Origin of the sequence: Streptomyces sp. NPDC090108, from assembly GCF_044747185.1 — a bacterium.
Lineage (GTDB): Bacteria > Actinomycetota > Actinomycetes > Streptomycetales > Streptomycetaceae > Streptomyces.
Genome location: NZ_JBIVDQ010000005.1, coordinates 515,717 through 537,579 on the forward strand (window position 1 = coordinate 515,717; position 21,863 = coordinate 537,579).

Annotated in this window: 20 protein-coding genes and 1 riboswitch; of the genes, 8 read left to right on the plus strand and 12 right to left on the minus strand. The window is 74.4% G+C overall.

Translation table 11 applies throughout. The annotated features are described in order from the left end of the window. Positions 1–83: 83 nt before the first annotated feature. The 4 genes from pknB to thiO all read right to left on the minus strand — a co-directional run bounded on the left by pknB (position 84) and on the right by thiO (position 4,410). Entirely contained in the window at positions 84–2,009 is a 1,926-nt protein-coding gene (gene pknB, locus ACIPRD_RS20545) for a Stk1 family PASTA domain-containing Ser/Thr kinase (RefSeq protein ID WP_401564832.1), read from the minus strand. Between the two features lie 168 nt (positions 2,010–2,177). Then, positions 2,178–2,954, minus strand: coding sequence for a thiazole synthase (locus ACIPRD_RS20550; protein ID WP_356399100.1), 777 nt, complete (start codon positions 2,952–2,954; stop codon positions 2,178–2,180). A gap of 32 nt (positions 2,955–2,986) precedes the next feature. Then, positions 2,987–3,187, minus strand: a complete 201-nt coding sequence (thiS, locus tag ACIPRD_RS20555) for a sulfur carrier protein ThiS (protein ID WP_356398479.1) — start codon at positions 3,185–3,187, stop codon at positions 2,987–2,989. Beyond that, on the minus strand, positions 3,184–4,410 hold the full coding sequence (gene thiO, locus ACIPRD_RS20560) for a glycine oxidase ThiO (RefSeq protein ID WP_401564835.1): 1,227 nt from the start codon (positions 4,408–4,410) through the stop codon (positions 3,184–3,186). Before thiO ends, thiS begins: the two co-directional genes overlap by 4 nt. After that, positions 4,408–4,520: riboswitch (TPP riboswitch) on the minus strand. (Overlaps the previous gene by 3 nt.) A gap of 334 nt (positions 4,521–4,854) precedes the next feature. Between thiO and ACIPRD_RS20565 the strand changes: the two genes are divergently transcribed. The 5 genes from ACIPRD_RS20565 to ACIPRD_RS20585 all read left to right on the plus strand — a co-directional run bounded on the left by ACIPRD_RS20565 (position 4,855) and on the right by ACIPRD_RS20585 (position 9,601). Continuing rightward, positions 4,855–6,087 carry an NAD(P)/FAD-dependent oxidoreductase gene (locus ACIPRD_RS20565; RefSeq protein WP_401564837.1) on the plus strand — a complete coding sequence of 411 codons (1,233 nt, stop codon included), beginning with the start codon at positions 4,855–4,857 and terminating at the stop codon, positions 6,085–6,087. 144 nt (positions 6,088–6,231) lie between these two features. Then, positions 6,232–6,597: an Rv2175c family DNA-binding protein gene (locus tag ACIPRD_RS20570; protein WP_356398488.1), complete on the plus strand. Its 366-nt coding sequence runs from the start codon at positions 6,232–6,234 to the stop codon at positions 6,595–6,597. 119 nt (positions 6,598–6,716) lie between these two features. After that, positions 6,717–7,373, plus strand: a complete 657-nt coding sequence (gene thiE, locus ACIPRD_RS20575) for a thiamine phosphate synthase (protein ID WP_401564840.1) — start codon at positions 6,717–6,719, stop codon at positions 7,371–7,373. 276 nt (positions 7,374–7,649) lie between these two features. Next, positions 7,650–8,573, plus strand: coding sequence for a methylenetetrahydrofolate reductase [NAD(P)H] (gene metF / locus ACIPRD_RS20580; RefSeq protein WP_356398494.1), 924 nt, complete (start codon positions 7,650–7,652; stop codon positions 8,571–8,573). Between the two features lie 56 nt (positions 8,574–8,629). After that, on the plus strand, positions 8,630–9,601 hold the full coding sequence (locus ACIPRD_RS20585) for a hypothetical protein (RefSeq protein ID WP_401564843.1): 972 nt from the start codon (positions 8,630–8,632) through the stop codon (positions 9,599–9,601). 13 nt (positions 9,602–9,614) lie between these two features. On the opposite strand, the gene ACIPRD_RS20590 is transcribed toward ACIPRD_RS20585, so the two are convergent. The 8 genes from ACIPRD_RS20590 to ACIPRD_RS20625 form a co-directional block, all read right to left on the minus strand. Continuing rightward, complete coding sequence (locus ACIPRD_RS20590; RefSeq protein ID WP_356398500.1) at positions 9,615–11,126, minus strand: NAD(P)/FAD-dependent oxidoreductase; 1,512 nt, start codon at positions 11,124–11,126, stop codon at positions 9,615–9,617. 60 nt (positions 11,127–11,186) lie between these two features. Further along, positions 11,187–11,909 carry a DUF4126 domain-containing protein gene (locus ACIPRD_RS20595; protein WP_401564846.1) on the minus strand — a complete coding sequence of 241 codons (723 nt, stop codon included), beginning with the start codon at positions 11,907–11,909 and terminating at the stop codon, positions 11,187–11,189. A gap of 410 nt (positions 11,910–12,319) precedes the next feature. Continuing rightward, positions 12,320–12,949: a TetR/AcrR family transcriptional regulator gene (locus ACIPRD_RS20600; protein WP_356398506.1), complete on the minus strand. Its 630-nt coding sequence runs from the start codon at positions 12,947–12,949 to the stop codon at positions 12,320–12,322. A gap of 47 nt (positions 12,950–12,996) precedes the next feature. Next, positions 12,997–15,096 (minus strand): YhgE/Pip family protein, encoded by a 2,100-nt coding sequence (locus ACIPRD_RS20605; RefSeq protein WP_401564850.1) that lies wholly within the window; start codon positions 15,094–15,096, stop codon positions 12,997–12,999. Beyond that, on the minus strand, positions 15,068–15,802 hold the full coding sequence (locus tag ACIPRD_RS20610) for an ATP-binding cassette domain-containing protein (protein ID WP_356398512.1): 735 nt from the start codon (positions 15,800–15,802) through the stop codon (positions 15,068–15,070). The genes ACIPRD_RS20605 and ACIPRD_RS20610 overlap by 29 nt, the downstream gene beginning before the upstream one ends. 156 nt (positions 15,803–15,958) lie before the next feature. After that, on the minus strand, positions 15,959–18,355 hold the full coding sequence (locus tag ACIPRD_RS20615; RefSeq protein WP_401564853.1) for an ATP-binding cassette domain-containing protein: 2,397 nt from the start codon (positions 18,353–18,355) through the stop codon (positions 15,959–15,961). A gap of 90 nt (positions 18,356–18,445) precedes the next feature. After that, positions 18,446–18,856, minus strand: coding sequence for a VOC family protein (locus tag ACIPRD_RS20620; RefSeq protein ID WP_356398518.1), 411 nt, complete (start codon positions 18,854–18,856; stop codon positions 18,446–18,448). Between the two features lie 10 nt (positions 18,857–18,866). Beyond that, positions 18,867–19,241, minus strand: a complete 375-nt coding sequence (locus ACIPRD_RS20625; RefSeq protein WP_401565162.1) for a helix-turn-helix transcriptional regulator — start codon at positions 19,239–19,241, stop codon at positions 18,867–18,869. A gap of 288 nt (positions 19,242–19,529) precedes the next feature. Between ACIPRD_RS20625 and ACIPRD_RS20630 the strand changes: the two genes are divergently transcribed. The 3 genes from ACIPRD_RS20630 to ACIPRD_RS20640 all read left to right on the plus strand — a co-directional run bounded on the left by ACIPRD_RS20630 (position 19,530) and on the right by ACIPRD_RS20640 (position 21,680). After that, a complete protein-coding gene (locus ACIPRD_RS20630) occupies positions 19,530–20,102 on the plus strand; it encodes an SAV_6107 family HEPN domain-containing protein (protein ID WP_356398523.1) in 573 nt (190 codons plus the stop codon). Between the two features lie 102 nt (positions 20,103–20,204). Further along, a complete protein-coding gene (locus ACIPRD_RS20635; RefSeq protein ID WP_401564855.1) occupies positions 20,205–20,975 on the plus strand; it encodes a methyltransferase in 771 nt (256 codons plus the stop codon). A gap of 276 nt (positions 20,976–21,251) precedes the next feature. Next, positions 21,252–21,680, plus strand: a complete 429-nt coding sequence (locus tag ACIPRD_RS20640; RefSeq protein ID WP_356398527.1) for a DUF3040 domain-containing protein — start codon at positions 21,252–21,254, stop codon at positions 21,678–21,680. The last annotated feature ends 183 nt before the right edge of the window (positions 21,681–21,863 follow it).

A 21,863-nucleotide genomic window follows, 5' to 3' on the forward strand; every position in this document is an offset into this window, starting at 1 on the left:
TGATGGGCCGCCCGGACCGCGTGCCCGGTGACCCCGGTCACCGGGCACGCGCTCCGGGAGCCGAGGTCACCGGGGCGCGCGCGTCACCGGATGGTCAGGGTGATCGTCGACCCCTTGGGCGCCCGGTCGCCGCCGCGCACCGACTGCTTCTTCACGGTGTCGCCGAACAGGCCGAGCAGCCCGCGGTCCTCCTCGACCTGGAAGCCCGCCCGCTCCAGCCGCTGCTTGGCGTCGTCCACGTTCGACCCGGTCACATCGGGCACCTCGATCGTCTCCGGGCCCTTGGACAGCGTCAGCGTGACGGTGTCGCCCTCGGCGGCACGGCTGCCCTCGTCCGGGGTCTGCCGCGCGACCTGCCCCTTGTCGTACTCGGAAGTGACCCGCTCGGCGGCGACCTTCACCTTCAGCCCGGCGTCCGTCAGGTCCTCCCGGGCCGTCGCCAGGTCCTCGTCGGTGACGTCCGGCACGTCGACCGGGCTGCCCTTGCTGACGACCAGCGAGATCGCCGAGCCCGCGTGCCGGTCGGTGCCCGCCGGCGGGGTCGAGACGATCACCGCGCCCCGGGGGACGTCGTCGCTGAACTCGCGCGTGATCATGCCCTGCTCCAGGCCGGCCGCCTTCAGGCGGGCGCGCGCCTTGTCCAGTGCCACGCCCCGCAGCCCGGGCACGCGGACCGTCTGCGGGCCGAGCGACACGGTCAGCCGCACCGAGTCGTGGTCCCGGATCCGGGCGCCGGACGCGGGGTCGGAGCCGATGACCGTGCCCCGCGCGACGGTGTCGCTGTACGCGCGCTCGACGCCCTTGACCTCGAGGCCGGCCGCCTTCAGCCGCTGCTCGGCCTGCGCCTCGGTCCGCGACAGCAGCGGCGGGACCCGGGTGAACTGCCCGGCGTTGATGTACCAGACCCCGGCGCCCAGACAGAGGACCGCCAGCACGGCGGCCACCAGCGTCAGCACCGGCCGCCGGCTCCGCCGGCCCGGCCCGGGCGGGGGCACCGGCGGAGCCTGGAGCCTGCTGGTGCGCTGCACACCGTCGCCGTCGCCGTCCGCGCCGGCCGGCAGCCGCCGGGGCACGGTCAGCGAGCGCGGGATCACGCTCGTACGGTCCTCGGCGTTGTCGTGCCCGGCGGTCAGCGCCCGCGGCGGCAGCGCGTCCAGCTGCGCGTCGCTCAGCGCGGCGCGGGCCTCCAGGACGTGGCCGAGCAGCGCCGCCGCGTCCGCGGGCCGGACGTCCGGCGTGCGCGCGGTGGCGGAGGCCACCAGTTCGTCCAGCCCGTACGGCAGCCCCGGCACCAGCGCCGAGGGCGGCGGCACGTCCTCGTGCAGGTGCTGGTAGAGCACCTGGGCGGGGGAGTCCCCGGAGTGCGGTCTGGCGCCGGTCAGCATCTCGTACAGCACGACACCGCACGCGTACACGTCGACGCGCGGGTCGGCGGTGCCCCGCTCGATCTGCTCGGGCGCCAGGTACGACACCGTGCCGAGGACGGCACCGGTGGTGCTGGTCACGGTGTCCACGGAACGCACCAGGCCGAAGTCGGCGACCTTGACCCGGCCGTCGTCCCCTATCAGCACGTTCTCGGGCTTCATGTCCCGGTGCACGAACCCGGCCCGGTGCGCGGCGCCCAGCGCGGCCAGCACCGGTTCGAGGATGTCCAGCGCGGCCCGCGGCTGGAGCGCGCCGCGCTCGCGCAGCACGTCCCGCAGGGTGCACCCGGCGACGTACTCCATCGCCAGGTACACGTACGACCGGTCGGTGCCCTGGTCGAAGACCTGCACCACGTTGGGGTGGGCCAGCCGGGCGACCGACCTGGCCTCCCGGATGAACCGCTCCACGAACGCCCCGTCCGCGGCCAGCGCCGGGTGCATCACCTTGAGCGCGAGCACGCGGTCCAGGCGCATGTCCAGCGCCCGGTAGACCGTGGCCATCCCGCCGACGGCGATCCGCGCCTCGACGCGATAGCGGCCGTCGAGCGTCTGCCCGACGAGGGGGTCCTGAAGGGTCGTATCCACGCAGCGAGTCTACGAGGGGCCGCCGGACGTGCCGCGCCCCGAGCGGTCCGCCGGGCGTAATGCAGCAGAGCTGTGACTGTGCCGGGGCGGCCCGCCGGTACCCGTACCGGCCCCGTCCTCCGGGCGTACGGCGCCCTGTCCGGCCCCGGCCGGGCGGACCGGGCGCTGTCAGGGGGCGTCCTGGAAAGCGGGGCGTTCGGGGTCCAGGCGGGCGAGGCCCTCGGCGGGCGAGGAGGCCTCGGCGAAGTGCCGGCGGGGGATCCGGCCCGCCAGCCGGGCCAGCCGCCCCGCCCGCACCGCGTGCCGCATCGCCGCGGCCATCGCCTCCGGGTGCTGCGCCCGCGTCACCGCCGAGGCGAGCATCACACCCGCGCACCCCAGTTCCATCGCCAGCGCCACGTCCGACGCCGTGCCGGCCCCCGCGTCCAGGATCACCGGCACGCGCGCCTGCTCCACGATCAGCTGGAAGTTGTGCGGGTTGCGGATGCCGAGCCCGGAGCCGATCGGCGAGCCCAGCGGCATCACCGCCGCGCAGCCCACGTCCTCCAGCCGCCGGGCGAGCACCGGGTCGTCGCTGGTGTACGGCAGCACGGTGAAACCGTCGTCGACCAGCGTCTCCGCCGCGTCCAGCAGCTCCACGGGATCGGGCAGCAGCGTCCGCTCGTCGGCGACGACCTCCAGCTTGACCAGGTCGGTGCCGAGCGCCTCCCGGGCCAGCCGGGCGGTCAGCACGGCCTCCCCGGCGGTGAAACAGCCGGCCGTGTTCGGCAGCACGGCGATCCCCAGCCGCTCCAGCACCGACAGCACCGAGCCGTGCGCGGAGGGGTCCACCCGCCGCATCGCCACGGTGGTCAGCGCGGTGCCCGAGGCGACCAGCGCCTTCTCCAGCACGTCCAGGCTGGGCGCGCCGCCGGTGCCCATGATCAGCCGGGAGCCGAGCGGCATCCCGCCGAGGACGAAGTCGTCGCCGTCCACGCTCAGCCTCCCTGGACCGCGGTGAGGATCTCGACCCGGTCGCCCTCGGCGAGGGCCGTCGCGGCCCACCGCGTGCGCGGGACGACGGTCTCGTTGACGGCCGCCGCCACCCCGGAGGGCGCGGCGGTCAGCTCCCGTACGACGCTGTCGAGAGCGGTGCCCGGGGCGAGCTCCCGGCGCTGTCCGTTGACGGAGATGTTCACGCGGGCTGCTCCGTCCGTGCGGTGCCGGTGGTGCCGGTGGTGCCGGTGGTGTCCGTGGTGCCTGTGGTGGCCGTCATGGGCGGTGCGGCTCCGAAACGCCGAGGGGTGAAGGGGAGGGCCTCCTCCGGAAGGCGGCCGTGGACCAGCAGATGCGCCATGGCGTCCCCGGTGACCGGGGTGAGCAGCACACCGTTGCGGTGGTGCCCGGTCGCCAGCAGCAGGCCGTCCAGACCGGACGGCCCGAGCAGCGGCGCGTTGTCGGGGGAACCGGGACGCAGCCCGGCCCCGGTCTCGGTCAGCGGCAGCTCGGTGATGCCCGGGACCAGCTCGTGGGCGTCGCGCAGCAGCTCGTACACGCCGCCCGCGGTCACCGTCGTGTCCCAGCCCAGCTCCTCGCTGGTCGCCCCGACGACCAGCTCGCCGTTCTCCCGGGGCACCAGATAGACGTGGCTGCCGCGCACCACGGCCCGCACGGTACGGCTCAGGAACGGGGCGTACCGGGGCGGCACGGTCAGCCGCAGCACCTGCCCCTTCACCGGCCGCACCGGAGGCCGTACCGCGTCCGGCACGCCCGCCAGCCGGCCGCTCATGCCGCCGCCAGCGAGCACCACCCGGCCCGCGCCCAGCGCCGTGCCGTCGGCGGTGGTGACCCCGGCGGCCCGGTCCCCCGCGACGTCCAGGCGCGCGGCCCACGTCCGGTGGAACTCCACCCCGGTCCGCTCGCACGCGGTGACCAGGGCCGACGCCAGTCTGCGCGGGTCGATCTGGTGGTCGCCGTCGGCCCGCAGCCCGCCGCGCACCCCCGGCGCAAGCATCGGCTCCAGGCGGCGGCAGTCCCGCCCGGACAGCCACTCCGACTCCAGTCCGCAGCGCCGCTGGAGCGCGTGCAGCTCGCGCAGCTGGGCACGGTCGTCGGCGTCCAGCGCGACCGCGAGGGTGCCGCAGCGGCGGTAGCCGAGGTCCTGGCCGGTCAGCTCGGTCAGCTCGGCCGCGAAGTCCGGGTAGCGGCGGGCCGACTCCACGCCGAGGGCGAGCAGCTTCTCCTCGCCGTAGTGCAGTTCGGTGACGGCGGCCAGCATCCCCGCGGCGACCCGCGCGGCCCCGCCGCCGGGCGCGGGGTCCACCACGGCCGTGGCGAGCCCCTCCCGCGCGGCGCGCCAGGCGGTGACCAGGCCGATGATCCCGCCTCCGACGACGAGGACGTCCGGTGTACGTGACGGCATGGGCGTCCAGCCCCTCCCTTCGCCGGCATGACCCGGATCAGGTTCGTACGGTCGGAGGCCGTCCAGCCTCCCTCTCAGCCCGGTGCGTCCGGGCTCCCGCGAGTGCGTGTACGGCGGTCAGCCTAGGGCCTGTCCGGCGGTTCATGGCGCAGACGCGGGGTCTGGCACGCCCATCTGCGGCGTTGTCGTCGGTTGTCGACGCGCCGCGTCGACGCCCTCCTCCGCCTTGCACCTGGACGCACCAGACCCCGCTCACCCTCGTCGGCCCGCGCCGCCGCTCTCCTGCACCACGATCCGCCGGACAGGCCCTAGCCCGCGCCGCCCCGCCCCGTGCGGCGACCCGGGTCAGTCACCGGCGAGTCACCGGCGCGTCCCCGGCCGGGCGGCCACGGGACCCGGAGCGCGCCGATGGCTGACGGGACGTCAGGTGACTATGGTGACCGGGTGAGCGAGCAGACAGTGCGAGAAGGCACCCCGAAGGAACGGCGCGTGGTCGTCGTCGGCGCGGGCATGGCCGGGGTGCAGACCGCGGTCGCCCTGCGGGAACAGGGATTCACCGGAACGGTGACCGTCATCGGGGCCGAACCCCATCAGCCGTACGACAGGCCGCCGCTCTCCAAGGCGGTGCTGCTCGGCACCTCCGAGGGCTCCGCCTTCGAGGTCGACTTCGACTCCCTCGGCATCGACCTGCGCCTCGGCTGCGAGGCACTGGCCGTGCGCCCGGCCGACCACGAGGTGGACACCGCGTCCGGCCCCCTGCCGTACGACGTCCTGGTCCTCGCCACCGGCGCCGAACCGCTCCTGCTGCCCGGCACCGAGGGCGTTCCCGGCGTGCATCTGCTGCGCACCCTGGACGACGCCGAACGGCTGCGGCCCGTCCTCGCCCGGCGGCACGACATCGTGGTGGTCGGCGCCGGATGGATCGGCGCCGAGTTCGCCACGGCCGCCCGCGAGGCCGGGTGCGCGGTGACCGTCGTCGAGGCCGCGGACCGGCCGCTGCCGGGCGCGCTGCCCGCCGAGGTCGCCGCGCCGATGGCCGCCTGGTACGCCGACAGCGGCACCGAGCTGCGCACCCACGCGCGCGTGGAGCGGGTCGAGCCGGGCGCGGTGGTGCTCACCGACGGCTCCCGGCTGCCCGCCGACGCCGTCGTCGTCGGGATCGGCGCCCGCCCCGCCACCGGCTGGCTGGCCGGGTCCGGGATCGAGCTCGGCCCGGACGGCGCGGTCCTGGCCGACGCCCACCTGCGCACCTCCGCCGAGGACGTGTACGCGGTCGGCGACTGCGCCTCCTTCCCCTCGGCCCGCTACGGCACCCGGCTGCTGATCCACCACTGGGACAACGCCCTCCAGGGCCCGCGCACGGTGGCCGCGCACATCCTGGGCGAGGAGACGCCGGTCTACGACCCGGTGCCCTACTTCTGGTCCGAGCAGTTCGGCCGGTTCGTCCAGTACGCGGGCCACCACGGCCCGGACGACCGCGCGGTGTGGCGCGGCGACCCCGCGGGCCCCTCCTGGTCGGTGTGCTGGCTGCGCGGGGACCGGCTGGTCGCCCTGCTGGCCGTGGGCCGGCCGCGCGATCTGGCCCAGGGACGACGGCTGATCGAGTCGGCCAGGCCGATGGACCCCAGCGCCCTGGCCGACCCGGCCCGCCCCCTGAAAGAGGCCACGGCCGGCTGATGAAAGAGGCCACGGCCGGCTGACCGGCGCCTCCCCCGGGAACGCGGCAGGGGCGCGGGGGGAGCGCGCGAGCGGGTGCGGCGGCACCTCGGACGAATGGCGACACGTCGCGGTCAAACGGGCGGAGCGCCTAGGCTTGGTCCCGTGACCGAGATTGACGCAAAACTCGAAACTCTCGTCCCCGCCTGGCTCACCCTCCCCGACATCGCCGAACAGCTCGGCGTCGAGGTGACGCGCGTACGGCAGCTGGTCAAGGAGAACCAGCTCATCGCCGTACGCCGAGGTGAGAACCGGGCGCTGTACGTCCCCGCCGCCTTCATCGACGGGGACAAGATCGTCAAGGGCCTGACCGGCACCCTGACGCTGCTGCGGGACGACGGCTTCACGGTCGAAGAGATGATCGAATGGCTCTTCACCCCCGACCCCTCCCTGCCCGGCACGCCCGCGCAGGCCCTGAACGAGAATCGCGGCACGGAGGTGAAGCGCCGCGCCCAGGCGCTCGCCGTCTGAACCATCCTGATCCGCACCACGGGTGGCGTACCGGGCCCGGCCCGTACGCCACCCGCTCGTACGCCCGCAGTCGCCGGGCGCCGACCGCGCCCAGCGCGCCGAACCCGGGGGACCCACGCATGACCGACGCCGCCCGCACCGCCCGTACCGCGCTCGCCGACGCCCGGCTCTACCTGTGCACGGACGCCCGCCGGCGGCAGGGCGACCTCGCCGGATTCCTGGACGCGGTCCTGGCCGGCGGCGTCGACGTCGTGCAGCTGCGCGACAAGGGCATGGAGGCCGCCGAGGAGCTGGAGCACCTCGAGGTCGTCGCCGACGCCTGCGCCCGGCACGGCAAGCTGCTCGCGGTCAACGACCGGGCCGACGTCGCCCACGCGGCCGGCGCCGCCGTGCTGCACCTCGGGCAGGGCGACCTCCCGGTCCCCGCGGCCCGCGCGATCCTCGGCGATGACGTCCTGATCGGCCGCTCCACGCACACCGAGGCGGAGGCGGCGGCCGCCGCCGTCCAGGAGGGCGTGGACTACTTCTGCACCGGCCCGTGCTGGCCCACCCCGACCAAGCCGGGCAGGGCCGCGCCCGGACTCGGCCTGGTCCGCGCCACCGCCGCGCTCCGCACCGACCGCCCCTGGTTCGCCATCGGCGGCATCGGCCTGGACAACCTCGACGAGGTGCTCGACGCGGGCGCCCGCCGGGTGGTCGTGGTCCGCGCCCTCACCGAGGCCGACGACCCCGGCGCCGCGGCGGCGGAGTTCGCGAAGCGGCTGCGCCAGGCCTGAGCGGGACTCCGGCGGGGGGTGAGCGGGGCCGGAGCAGGGCTCGACCTGAGCGTGAGCGAGGCCGGAGCGGGCTTACCCGGAGCGTGAGCGGGGTCGGAGCGGGCTCGACCGGGGCGTGAGCGGGGCTTTTCCCGCCGTCACCGCGGGGCCGGTCACGGAGGGTCTCCCCGGACCCCGCGCGGCCCGGCGTCCCAAGGGGTGGACAGGAAGCCGGTAATTCGGTCAATTCGCCGATGCCCGGTTGGGAGTCGGCCCGCCCGTGGCTAACCTGCGGGTATGGCCCTTGGAACCGCATCGACCAGGACCGATCGCGCGCGCACCGTGCGCGAGATCCTGGCCACCGGCAAGACGACGTACTCGTTCGAGTTCTACGCGCCGAAGACCCCCAAGGGCGAGCGCGGTCTGTGGGACGCGCTGCGCCGGGTGGAGGCCGTGGCGCCGGACTTCGTGTCCGTCACCTACGGTGCCGGCGGTTCCACGCGCGCGACCACCGTCAAGGAGACCCAGCAGATCGTCGTCGACACGACGCTCACCCCGGTCGCCCACCTGACCGCCGTCGACCACTCCGTCGCCGAGCTGCGCAACATCATCGGCCAGTACGCCGACGCCGGCATCCGCAACATGCTCGCCGTGCGCGGCGACCCGCCCGGCGACCCGATGGGCGAGTGGGTGGCGCACCCCCGCGGCCTGGCCTACGCGGCCGAACTCGTGCGCCTCATCAAGGAGTCGGGCGACTTCTGCGTCGGTGTCGCCGCCTTCCCGGAGATGCATCCGCGCTCCGCCGACTGGGACACCGACGTCGCGCACTTCGTCGACAAGTGCCGTGCGGGCGCCGACTACGCCATCACGCAGATGTTCTTCCAGCCGGAGTCGTATCTGCGCCTGCGCGACCGGGTCGCCGCCGCGGGCTGCGAGACCCCGGTCATCCCCGAGGTGCTGCCCGTCACCAGTGTGAAGATGCTGGAAAGGTTGCCCAAACTCAGCAATGCGGCTTTCCCGCGGGAGCTCAAAGAGCGGATCCTCGCAGCGAAGGAGGATCCGGCGGCTGTACGCTCCATTGGCATCGACTTCGCCACGGAGTTCTGCGCACGGCTGCTGTCCGAGGGAGTGCCCGGACTGCACTTCATCACGCTCAACAACTCCACGGCGACCCTGGAAATCTACGAGAACCTGGGCCTGCACCACCCCCCGCAGGCCTAGACCGGCCGCACGGTCATACGACACACTGCGTAGCGGTCACTGGGAGAGGGGCGTACATGGGCTGGACGGTCCTCTACATCGCGTTCGGCATCGTCGCGCTGTGGTTGCTCGGCGAGGTTCTGCTTCAGTACAAGGCGCGACTGCGCTGGCGGCTGCTGGCGTTCGGCGGCTTCCTCGGCGTCGTGCTCGGTGTGCTGATCCCGTCAGTCGTCGTCATCGGCCTGGGCGCGATCGCGTTCGCGATCGGCCAGACCTACGTCACGCTGTCCTTCCGGCGCGGCTTCTCGGCCGGCTGGGCGGTCAAGCGTCCCGACGAGGACGGTGACGAGGGCGGCGCCGTCACCAAGCGTCGCCGCGGCAAGGCGGACCGCGAGGACCACGGTCCCGACGACGAGGGCGACCTCGGTCACGCCGAGGACGCCGCGGGCGGGGAACCCGGCTACGGCCAGGACGACCGGGCCGACGCGGGCCGCGGCTACGGCCAGGAGGCCTACGCGCGCGACGAGTTCGACTCCGACGACGTGTTCACCCCGGCCCGCGCCCCCGAGGCGGCCGCCGCCGAGACCACCGCGGTCTACGAACCCCAGCCCATGCCCGAGGACACCGGCTCCTACGGCGTCTACGGCGACCCCGCCCACGCGGGCGCCGCCCAGCCCCAGCCCCAGGGCGCCGACCAGGCCTACGCCTACGACTACTCCGGCTACGGGCAGCAACAGCAGTACGGCTACGACGCCTCCGGCCAGCAGGGCTACGCCAACTACTCCGACCCGTACGTCGGCAGCCAGTCCTACGGCGACGGCTCCTACGACGCCGGCTACGGCCAGCAGAACTACGCCCAGCAGGGCTACGGCCAGGAGGCGTACGGCACCGGCGGCTACGGCGAGACGCCGGCCGGCGGGGTCTGGGTGCCGCAGCAGCGCACCGACGAGACCTACGGCGGCGAACTCCCGCAGGAGCAGCAGGCGTACCCGTACCAGGGCCACGCGCAGCAGCCGGGGAACGGGTACGACGAGCAGTACCGCTACTGACAGCGGCCGCGGTTCACTGCGAGCCGCGGAAGTCCGGTCCCTCCACGATCAGTCCGGCCACCAGCGCACCCGACATCCCGGCGTGCGCCAGCCCGCCGCCCGGGTGGGACCAGCCGCCCACCCGGTACAGACCGGGCAGCCGGGTGGTGTTCGCCGGGTGCAGGAAACGGCCCCCGCCCGCCGCGAGCGCCGGAGCGGGCACGGAACCCGCGCCGCTGCCCGTCTCGGCCCCGGTGTCCGCCGGAGTGCGCGCCTCGTGCCACAGCAGACGCTCGCGCAGACCGGGCACCGCCCGCCCGGCGGCCTCCAGAAGGAAGTCCGTGTAGGCGCGGACCGTGTCCCGCGACTCCCAGCCGGCCCGCGCCGGCACCGTCGCGGACACCACCACCGACTCATGGGCGTCGTCCGGCCGCAGGGCGGCGTCGTCGGGGCGCAGCACCGTCACCGTGGGGCACACGGGCGCGTCGCCGCCCGCGGAGACCAGGAGGTCCAACTCCCTTCGGGTGTCCGGCGCGTGCACGACCGTACGGTGCGCCGCGTCCGCCTCGCGTCCGCCGCGCAGCGCCAGGAGCAGACCGAACCGGCCGGCCGGCGGCGCGACCGGATCGGGCCGCACGTCACTCTCCGCGTCCAGCGGACGCTCCGTCAGCGCCCGCAGCCCCGCCGGGTCCAGGTCCGCGACGACGTGGTCCGCCTCCGCCACCGTGCCCCCGGCCAGCTCCACCCCGGCGGCCCGGCCGTCCTTCTCCACGATCCCGGTGACCTCGGCACCGAAGACGAACTCGACGCGGCGCTCCACGCACCGCTCGTACACCGCGCGTGCCAGCTCCCGCAGTCCGCCGCGCACGTACCAGGTGCCGAAGGCGTGCTCCATGTACGGCAGCACGGCCGCGCTCGCCGGTGCGCGGCGGGGGTCGAGGCCGTACGCGAGCGCGTGGCCGCCCAGCAGGTCCGCCAGGCGCTCGTCGCGCAGCTCCCAGGCGCCGACCTCGGCGAGGGTGCGGGCCCGGCGCGTGCGCAGCAGGCGCTTGTGGGGTACGGCCGGATACGGCTCCTGCTCGGCCAGGACCTGCCAGTTCGGCCACAGGGGCTCCTCCAGCAGCGGCCGGCGGGTACGGTCCCAGGCCTCGCGGGCCCGCACCAGGAAGTCGCCCCAGCGCTGTCCGGCTCCCGCGCCCAGGGCCTCGTCCAGAGCGGTGACGACACCCGCCCGCGAGGCGTTGGGCAGGGACACCCGGGTGCCGTCCGCGAAGACGTGCCGCGCGGAGGGGTCGACCTGGACCAGCTCGACCACGTCCTCCAGCGGCCGCTTGCCGGTCTTCACGAACAGGTCGCGGTAGACGGCGGGCAGCGTCAGCAGCCCGGGCCCGGTGTCGAAGGAGAACCCGTCCCGCTCGAAACGGCGCACCGCGCCGCCGTACGTCTCCGTACGCTCGTACACCGCCACCCGGTGGCCCGCGACGGCCAGCCGGGCAGCGGCCGCCATCGCGCCCATCCCGGCGCCGATCACCGCAATCCGTGCCATGACCGCGACTTTATCGACCGCCGCCGGCGGCCCGGCGCGCGGGCGGCCCGGCGAGCGGCCTCAGCGGGGCGGTCCGGGCGGGCCGGAAGGCCCTGGCGGCGCGGGCGCTCCCGGCGCTCCGGGGGTTCCCGGCGCGTCGGGCGGTCCGGGTGTCTCCTGCCGGTCCCGGTGGCCGTGGTGGCCGGCCTCCCGCGCGGCCAGCCGCCGTTCCTCCCGCCGCTGCGCCCGGCGCCGCAGGAAGCGCCGGACCCGGGAGGCCAGGAACCACAGGACCGCCAGCCCGGCGAGGAGAGCCACGCCCGCGATGATCGCCGCCGCCTCCGGGTGGAACATTGCCAGCGAGACGATGCCGCCGACCCCGAGGTCCTCGGCGAAGCTCAGCACGAAGTTGCTGACCGGCTCGGGCGAGGTGTTGACGGCCATGCGGGTGCCGGCCTTCACGGTGTGGCTGGCCAGCGCGGTCGAACCGCCGAGCAGACCGGCGGCCACGTCCGGGAGCGAGCCGCTCTGTCCGGCGAGCAGGGCCCCGATCCAGGCGCCGGCGAGCGGCCGGACCACCGTGTGCACGGAGTCCCACACCGAGTCGACGTACGGGATCTTGTCGGCGACCGCCTCGCACAGGAAGAGCACGCCGGCGGTGATCAGCACCTCGGGGCGCTGGAGCGCCTGGGGGATGTCGTCGCTCACCCCCGTCCTGCCGAAGAGGCCGAGCAGCAGCACCACCACGTAGGCGTTGACACCGCTCGCCCAGCCGCTCGTGAAGACCAGGGGGAGTACATCCACGGACGCGATGGTAACCAGGCCGCGGCGCGATGGGGCGGGCACGCGCACGGAGAACTGAGTATCCGTACCTACCCGGCGAGATGAGTATCCGCGCGGATGGGCCGCGGCCTGCGGAAACGGCAGAGTGGAGCACGGCAAGAGGGCGCGGCCCCGGCACCGCCGACACGGGGCGGCGGAACGGTGCCCGCCCGCCTGCCGCTCCCGCACGGGGACCCGGGGGAACACGGGGAAGCACGGGGGAACACGGGGAAGCCGGGAGGCGCCGGTCCTTGAGGGGACCGGCGCCTCCCGCCGTGTCGTGCCGCCCGCTCCCCGGGCCCGGCCGTCGCCCTCCGCCCGGCCCGGCCGTCGCCCTCCGCCGGGCTCGGCCCCTGTCCTCCGCCCGGTTCAGCCCTTGCCCTCCGCCCGGTTCAGCCCTTGCCGCTCACGCGGCCCTGGAGCAGCCGGGACAGCGCCGCGTGGACGTCGTCCAGGGAACGCTCCGGCTGGAAGGCCTTCCAGTCCAGCGCGGCGACCAGGACCATCCCGACCAGCGCCGCCGCCGTCAGCTGGACGTCGATCTCCTCGCTGAACTCGCCCGCCGCCACGCCCTCGCGCAGCACGCCCTCGACGACCGCGACGGCGTCCTGGCGCACCACCATCAAGGTCGACTGCCAGGCGCGGTTGGTGCGCCACAGCTCCGCGACGTACAGCTGGGTGAAGGCCGGGTAGCGGTCGATGAAGACCAGGCCCGCGCGGACCATCGCGTCCAGGGCGTCCACCCGGCTCCCGCCCCCGGCCGCCGTCCGCTCGGCCGCCTCGCGCAGCGAAGCGGTGAGCAGGCCCACACCGTGCCGCAGCAGCTCCTCGAAGAGGACCGACTTGCTCGCGAAGTTGTAGTAGACCGTGCCCTTCGCCACCCCGGCCCGCTCGGCGATCTCGTCCACCGTGGTGGCGGAGAAGCCCTGTTCGGCGATGAGGGTGACGGCCGCCTCGTACAGCCTCTGCCGGGTCGCCTCGCGGCGCGTGCTGGCGCCGGACGCGCTGCTGGTGCTTTCCATGGACCCGATTCTCACAGGTGCGCGGGCCCCCGGGGTCTGCTTGGGGATCACAGGCTCAGCTCGGGGTGCAGCCGGGACAGCGTCCACACCTGGCGGCGCCGGGCCGCCAGCGCGGTCAGCGCGAGGGCGCCCGCGGTGAACGCGGCGAGCACGGCGCACGCCTGCCACACCGGGCCGGTCCCGCCGCCGGTGATCAGCCGGCGCAGCGCCGCCACGACGTAGCTCATCGGCAGCAGCGGGTGGAGCACGTTGAAGAAGCGCGGGCTGGTCTGCACCGGGTAGGTGCCGCCCGCGGAGGTCAGCTGGAGCATCAGCAGCGCCAGGACGAGGATCCGGCCCGCCGCGCCGAAGCGGGCGTTCAGCCACTGCACGATCGCCGCGAAGCACGCCGTGACCAGGAACAGGAAGCCGACCGTTCCCGCCGCCCGGGCCATCCGCAGCCCGAGGCCCCAGTGCAGGACCGACATCAGGGCCGCCGTCTGGAGCACGCCCAGCGCGACCACCGGCAGCCAGCCGGCGAGCGCGATCCGCACGGCGGAGGAACCGGCCGCGAGGGCACGCCGGTTGAGCGGCGGGATCAGCATGTAGGCGACCATCGCGCCCACCCACAGCGACAGCGGGATGAAGTACGGGGCGAACCCGGTGCCGTAGTTCGGCGCCTTGTGCAGGTCCTGCGCGGACAGCCGGACCGGGTCGGCCATCACGCCGGTGCGCCGGTCGCGGTCCGGCTTGTCGTAGTCGGGGATCCGCCGCGCGCCGTCGTGCAGGCCCGTGGCGAGCTCCCCGGAGCCGCCGGTCAGCCGGTACAGGCCGCTGTGCAGGGTCTTCGCGCCCGAGGCGGCGGTGCCGATGCCCTTGTCCAGCCGGTCCGCGCCGGTCCGGGCGGTGCCGAGTCCGGCGTGCAGCCTCTGCGCGCCCGCGGCCACCCGGGCCGCGCCGTCGTTCAGCTTGTCGATCTTCTCGACGGCGTCGGCGACGTCCTCGGACAGATGCGGCGCGCGGGCGGCCAGGGCCCGGGCCTGCTTCTGGAGGGTGCCCAGGTTGTTCCGCATGGTCGTCAGATCGCCGTTCTGGTCGGCGATCAGGGTGTTCAGGTCGTCCCCGACCTTCGCCACGTCGTCGGCCGCCTGCCTGGCCCTCTTGAGGTCCGGGCACACGGGGTCGGGGAGGACGGGGGTGGACGGGGCGGCGCTCGCGCAGCGCGCCCGGTAGACGCCGTCGAGGACGGCGGCGGAGGCGTGGGCCGTCCTGGCCGCGCCGGGGGCGAGCTTCACCAGGACGTCGAGATTGTCCTGGACCGTGGCTGCCGAGTCGGCGACCAGCCGGGCGGAGTCCCCGATGGTCTTCTGGTTGTCCTTCAGGTAGGGGCCGGCCTTGCCGTAGACCCCGTCGACCTTGTCCGCGAGGGTCTGCGTGCCCGCGGCGACCTGCCGTGAGCCGTCCTCCAGCGTCCCCGCGCCCTTGGTGAGCTTCGTCAGTCCCTTGGAGAGCCTGGCGCTGCCGCTCCTCGCGTCCTTCAGTCCGTCGGCGAGGTCCTTGGACCCCTTCTCCGCCTTGTCCAGGCCGCGTTCCAGCCGGTCGGCGCCCCGGGCGGCCGTCTCCGTCCGGTCGTGGAGGGTGGAGAAGGAGACGAAGATCCGGTCCAGGAAGGTGCGGGAGGTCCTGGCGGAGGCGGCCGAGCGGACCTCGTTGAAGACCGTCCGGGAGATCTGGCCGACGATGTAGTTGTTCGCGTCGTTCGTGCGCACCTGGAGCGCGCCCGTCTCGGGGGAGCCGCCCGAACTCGACGCGATCCGCTCGCTGAAGTCGGCCGGCATCGTCAGGGACAGGTAGTAGGTGCCGTCCTCGACGCCCCGGCGGGCCTCGGCGTCGTCGACCTCGTGCCAGTCGAAGGTGCGGCTCCCGCGCAGGGCGGCCGTGATGCCGTCCCCGGCGGCGACCCGCTTCCCGTCGACGGTGGCCCCCTTGTCGTCGTTCACCAGGGCCACCGGGACGCGGTCCAGCCTGCCGTACGGGTCCCAGAACGACCACAGGTACAGGGCGCCGTAGAGGAGCGGCAGCAGGAGCAGCGCGGCCAGGGCGGCGCGGGGCAGCCTGCCCCGGGTGAACCGCCTCAGCTCAAGCGCGGCCAGTCGGGGTGAGCGCATCGGCCTGCTCCTTCCGGTCACGGGGGCGGGTGGGTACGGCGACGCAGTCCTCCGGGGCGGTACGGCACACCGCCACGACCGTTGTCCCCGCGCGTGTGAGCGAGCGCAGCAGCTTCCACACCTCGGCGCGCTCGTCCGCCGAGAGCTTCAGCTCGACGTCGTCCACCGCGAGCAGCCGGGGCCGGCCGATCAGGGCCAGGGCCACGGACAGCCGCAGCGCCTCCAGCCGCTCCAGGTCCCGCACCGCCGTGCGGGAGCCCTTGGGCAGCGACTCCAGGTCCAGCCCGGCGGCGGCCAGGGCCGCGTCCGCGCGCAGCCGCGCCTCGTGCGTCCGGTCCGGGCGGGGCTGCAGCGCCTCGCGCAGCGAGTCGCCGAACCGGCGCTGCAGCAGGGCCCGTTCCCGCAGGTGCTCGCCGACGGTCAGGGCCGGCTCCAGGTCGGTGACACCGGCCACGTTGGCCACCGCGCTGGTCCGCCGCACGGCCGCCATGCGGCGCGGCAGCGCGAGGCCGCCGACCGAGGCCGTCCCCGCCGTCGGCTTCATCCGCCCCGTGAGCGCGAGCAGCAGACAGGTGCGTCCCTCGCCGGAGGCTCCCTCCACCGCGATCAGCGAGCCGGGCTCCGCCCGGACCGTCACCTCGCGGAACACCCACCCCTGTGGCCCCTTGAGGCCGAGCCCCTCGGCCACGACGTCGACGCCGTGCACAGGCTTCCCCCACCTTTTGAACTGACTGGTCAGTACAAAAGTATGCCCGAACCGGCGGGCGGGGCAAGAAGACAGGCGTGGGCCCCGCGTCACACCGTGGGTGCGACGCGGGGCCCACGCCTGCCGGGGCCCACGAGCGGCCGGTCCCGGGGGAGTTCAGCCGCCCACGTACAGGGCGAGATGCTCGCCCGTGCGGGTGGAACGGGCGGCGACCAGGTCGGCCGGGGTGCCCTCGAAGACGACCGAGCCACCGTCGTGACCGGCGCCGGGGCCGAGGTCGATGATCCAGTCGGCGTGCGCCATGACCGCCTGGTGGTGCTCCACGACGACGACCGACCTGCCGGAGTCCACGAGCCGGTCGAGCAGCCCGAGCAACTGCTCGACGTCGGCCAGGTGCAGGCCGGCGGTCGGCTCGTCGAGTACGAGGACGGCCGGGCTCCCGCCCTTGTCCGCCATGTGCGTGGCCAGCTTCAGCCGCTGCCGCTCGCCGCCGGACAGGGTGGTCAGCGGCTGCCCCAGGGTGAGATAGCCGAGCCCCACGTCGGACAGCCGCCGCAGGATCCGGTGGGCGGCCGGGACGCGCGCCTCGCCGTCGGCGAAGAACTCCTCGGCCTCGGCCACCGGCATCGCCAGCACCTCGCTGATGTCCCGCCCCCCGAGGCGGTATTCGAGCACCGAGGCCTCGAACCGCCTGCCCTCGCACTCCTCGCAGGTGGAGGCCACGCCCGCCATCATGGCCAGGTCGGTGAAGACGACCCCGGCGCCGTTGCAGGTCGGGCAGGCGCCCTCGGAGTTGGCGCTGAACAGCGCGGGCTTGACGCCGTTGGCCTTGGCGAAGGCCTTGCGGACCGGGTCCAGCAGACCGGTGTACGTCGCCGGGTTGCTCCGCCGCGAACCCCGGATCGCGCTCTGGTCCACGGACACCACGCCCGCGCCCGCCGGGATCGAACCGTGCACCAGCGAACTCTTCCCGGAGCCCGCCACACCCGTCACGACGGTCAGCACCCCGAGCGGGATGTCCACGTCGACATCGCGCAGGTTGTGCGTCCTCGCGCCGCGGATCTCCAGCGCCCCGGTGGGCCTGCGCACCGCCTCCTTGACCTTGGCGCGGTCGTCCAGATGACGCCCGGTCACCGTGTCGCCGGCGCGCAGCTCCTCGACGGTGCCCTCGAAGCAGATGGTGCCGCCCGCCGTGCCGGCGCCCGGACCGAGGTCCACCACATGGTCGGCGATCGCGATGACCTCCGGCTTGTGCTCCACGACGAGCACCGTGTTGCCCTTGTCCCGCAGCCGCAGCAGCAGGCCGTTCATCCGCTGGATGTCGTGCGGGTGCAGACCCGTCGTGGGCTCGTCGAAGACGTACGTGACGTCCGTGAGCGAGGAGCCGAGATGGCGGATCATCTTCACGCGCTGCGCCTCGCCGCCCGACAGGGTGCCCGCGGGCCGGTCCAGCGAGAGATAGCCGAGGCCGATCTCCGAGAACGAGTCGAGCGACTGCCGCAGCGCCGTCAGCAGCGGCGCCACCGACGGCTCGTCGAGACCGCGGACCCAGTCGGCCAGGTCGCTGATCTGCATCGCGCACGCGTCGGCGATGCTCACCCCGTCGATCCGTGACGTCCGGGCCGCCTCGCTCAGCCGCGTCCCCTCGCACTCCGGGCACGTGGTGAAGGTGACCGCCCGCTCCACGAAGGCCCGCACATGCGGCTGCAGCGCGTCGACGTCCTTGGACAGCATCGACTTCTGGATCTTCGGGATCAGACCCTCGTACGTCAGGTTGACGCCGTCGACCTTGATCTTGACCGGCTCCTTGTGGAGAAGGTCGTGCAGCTCCCGCTTCGTGAACCTGCTGATCGGCTTGTCCGGGTCGAAGAAGCCGCAGCCGCCGAAGATGCGGCCGTACCAGCCGTCCATGCTGTAGCCGGGGATCGTCAGCGCGCCCTCGTTGAGCGACTTGTCCGCGTCGTACAGCTGCGTCAGGTCGATGTCCGTGACCGCGCCCCGGCCCTCGCAGCGCACACACATGCCGCCGGTGCGGGTGAAGGTCGCCTTCACCGCCTTCCGGGCGCCCCGCTCGACGGTGATCGCGCCGCTCGCCCGGACCGAGGGGACGTTGAACGCGTACGCGCTCGGCGGCCCGATGTGCGGCGCCGCGAGCCGGCTGAAGAGGATGCGCAGCATCGCGTTGGCGTCGGTGGCGGTGCCCACCGTGGAACGCGGATCGGCGCCCAGCCGCTGCTGGTCGACGATGATCGCCGTCGTCAGCCCGTCCAGCACGTCGACGTCGGGGCGCGCGAGCGAGGGCATGAAGCCCTGCACGAACGCGCTGTACGTCTCGTTGATCAGCCGCTGCGACTCCGCCGCGACCGTGCCGAACACCAGCGAGCTCTTGCCCGAGCCGGAGACGCCGGTGAAGACGGTCAGCCGGCGCTTGGGGATCTCGACGCTGACGTCCCTGAGGTTGTTCACGCGCGCGCCGTGCACGCGGATCAGGTCATGGCCGTCGGCGGCGTGCGGCGCGGGCGACTGCGGGTCCTGGCCCGTGGCCGTGGTCATCGTGTCTCCATCTGTCCGGGGCTGCATCAGCCTGTGGCCGCATCGGTCCGGGTCTGCGGCTCCCTCTGTCCGTCCGGGGCTCCGGACCGCTCAGCGCACCTCGTTGACGCGGATCAGGTTGCCCGCGGGGTCCCGGAAGGCGCAGTCACGGATCCCGTACGGCTGCTCGGTCGGCTCCTGCACGACCTCGGCGCCGGCCGCCTGGATCCGGTCGAAGGTGCCGTCCAGGTCGTCGGTGGCCAGGGTGACGATGGCGTACGTCCCCTTGGCCATCATCTCGGCGATGGTCCGCCGCTCCTCCTCCGTGACCCCGGGATCCGCGGCCGGCGGATGCAGCACGAGCGCCGTGCCGGCCCCGCCGGGCGGCCCGACCGTGATCCAGCGCATTCCGCCGTACCCCACGTCGTTGCGGACCTCGAAGCCCAGGATGTCGCGGTAGAAGGCCAGGGAGGCCTCCGGGTCGTCGTGCGGCAGGAAGGCCGCGTGGATGTCCAGGTTCATGGCGGCCACGCTAACCGCGGCCCGACGGCCGTGCTTCTCGATTCCTGACCGGTCTCGTGACCTGCTTCACCACGCACGACGGCATCCCGGCCGTCGCCCGCGCCGCCTGCTGCCGGTAGGCGCTGGGCGGAATGCCGACCAGTTCGGCGAAGCGGGTGCTGAACGTGCCCAGCGACTGGCAGCCGACCGCGAAGCAGACCTCGGTGACGCTGAGATCGCCGCGGCGCAGCAGCGCCATCGCGCGCTCGATCCGCCGCGTCATCAGATAGCCGTAGGGCGACTCGCCGTAGGCGCGCCGGAACTCGCGGCTGAGGTGTCCGGCCGACATGTGCACCCCGCGGGCGAGCGCCTCGACGTCCAGCGGCTTCGCGTACTCCCGGTCCATGCGGTCGCGGACGCGGCGCAGCCGGGCGAGGTCGCGCAGACGCTGGGCTTCGGAAGGTGGGGTGGTCACGCGAACGAGCCTGCCACACCCCACTGACAACCGGCCGGGCGTTCACGGAGAGAGACCGTGGGCGGGCGGCGCCGGATCCTGCGGGACGCGAGCCCGGAGCAGCGGGAGACAGCGGGAAACAGCAGGTCAGAACGGATTGTCAGTGCCATACCCCACGATGGGCGCATACGGCACCCCCGTACCGGGACGTGCCGTGACCCGGACGACAGGAGGTTCGTCATGGCCAACCCCTCCGCAGCCGCCTCCCCCCTGCGCCGCGCCGGCGCCCCCTCACCGGCCGGCCCGCCGGGCGACGCGCACCCCGTGCCCCACCGTGCCCCCGTCCCGCCCGCCGCCCTCGGCCTGCTCGCCCAGGCCCACGCCGGACTCGACGAGGCCGCCGTCCTGGAGAACCCCGACGAGCGGTACGCCACGGCCCACCTCGCCGCCCTGCGCACCGCCGCCGCCGTGCTCGCCGCCCGCGGCCGGCCCGAGACCTCCCCGCGCCGCCGGGCCCGGATCCGCAGCGCCTGGGAGGTGCTCCCCGAGGTCGCCCCCGAACTGACCGAGTGGAGCGCCCTGTTCGCCTCCGGCGCCGCCCGCCGCGCCCGCGCCGAGGCGGGCATACGGGGCGCGGCCTCGCCGCGCGACGCCGACGACCTCCTGCGCGACGTGGCGATGTTCCTCCGCCTCGTCGAACGCATGCTCCTCCGCCCCGCGCTGCCCCCGCCCCGCGGGAACGCGGCCGGCGACCCGTCCGACCTGCGAGACGCGCCCGTCCCAGGTGGCCGGGGGCGGCGGCCCAGGCAATAGGGTGAGGCCCTGAGACCTCCCGTCCCCCCGCACCGGGACCGGAGGGGAACCCCGATCGCGCCGCCGGGCAACAGGCGGTGCCGCGCCGAGGAGTCAACTGCCGTGCCGGACCCGATGCGCCCCCGCGCCTCCGCCCGTACCGCCGTGGTCTGGGAGGTCCTCCAGGACGCCCTCGACCGGCGGGTCAAGGCCACGGGACGGGACGCGCTGGACGTGCTCGACACCGGGGGAGGCAGCGGCAAGTTCGCCGTCCCCGTCGCCCGCCTGGGCCACCACGTCACCGTCGTCGACCCCAGCCCCAACGCCCTGTTCGCGCTGGAGCGCCGCGCCGCCGAGGCCGGGGTGGCCGACCGGGTCACGGGCGTCCAGGGGGACACCCAGGGCCTGTTCGACGTGGTCGGGCGCGGCGACTACGACGCCGTGCTCTGCCACGGGGTCCTGGAGTACGTCGACGACCCCGCGGAGGGCGTGCGCAACGTCGTCGCCGCGCTGCGCCCCGACGGTGTGCTCAGCCTGCTCGCCGCCGGACTCGGCGGTGCCGTCTTCGCCCGTGCCCTCGCCGGCCACTTCACGGAGGCCAGGCACGCGCTCACCGACCCCGAAGGCCGCTGGGGCGCCGGGGACCCGGTCCCGCACCGCTTCACCGCCGAGCAGCTCACCGCGCTCGTCGAGGGCGCGGGCCTCGCCGCGGGCGCCGTGCACGGCGTACGGGTCTTCGCCGACCTGGTGCCCGGCGTCCTCGTCGACACCGAACCCGGCGCCCTCGACGCCCTGCTCAGGCTGGAGGCCGCCGCGGCCGAACTGCCCGCCTTCCACTCCGTCGCCACCCAGATCCACGTACTCGGCGTGCCGCGGGGGGCCGCGGAGGCCTGAGCGTCACCCGCGGCGCGCCGCTGATCAGGGGCGCGACGGCAGATGGAGTACGCCACAAGCCCCCCGATCGAGGGGTTTGCGCCGTATGATCGAGGTACACCGTCCGGCATGACGGGTCGGCCGCCGGGGAATGCAAGCCTCAGCGAGCCGGGCCGGTCATGGCGGGCTCCGGTTGGCCGATTGGCGTAGAGGGGCGGGTTTCTCGGGGGCGATTCCCTGCCTATCCTGAAGGGACCCCCCGGGTCGCCCCGGCGACTGCACGATGAGGAGGACTCCGTGCCGCTCTCGGAGCACGAGCAGCGCATGCTCGAGCAGATGGAGCGAGCGCTGTACGCCGAAGATCCCAAGTTCGCGTCAGCGCTTGAGGGAAACGGGCTGCGGACGTACACCCGGCGGCGGGTCTACCAGGCGGTCGCGGGCTTCCTCGTGGGTATCGCGCTCCTCATGGCCGGGATGGTCGCCCAGCAGATCTGGATCAGCGTGGTGGGCTTCCTCGTCATGCTCGGCTGCGCCGTGCTGGCCGTCACCGGCTGGCGCAAGGCGCCCAAGCCCGGCGAGCACCCCGCGGGACACGTGGGCCGTGCCGGCCGCGGCGGTCCCTCGGGTGCCGCGCGCCGAGGGGTGCGCCATCCCCGGCAGAAGCGCTCCATGATGGACCGGATCGAGCAGCGCTGGCAGCGCCGCCGGGACGAACAGGGGTACTGACCCCGTCCGCGCCGGACGCGGACCACAGCGGACATGCGTGAGGGGTGGCCCACCAGCCGGTGGACCACCCCTCACGCATGCCTCCACCCACCACCGCCCCGACAGGACCCACCGGTCCCGGCGCACCCCCCGTGCCGCCGCCCTCACCGGACCCGTCGGCCTGCCCGAAGGCCCGCAGGCCGG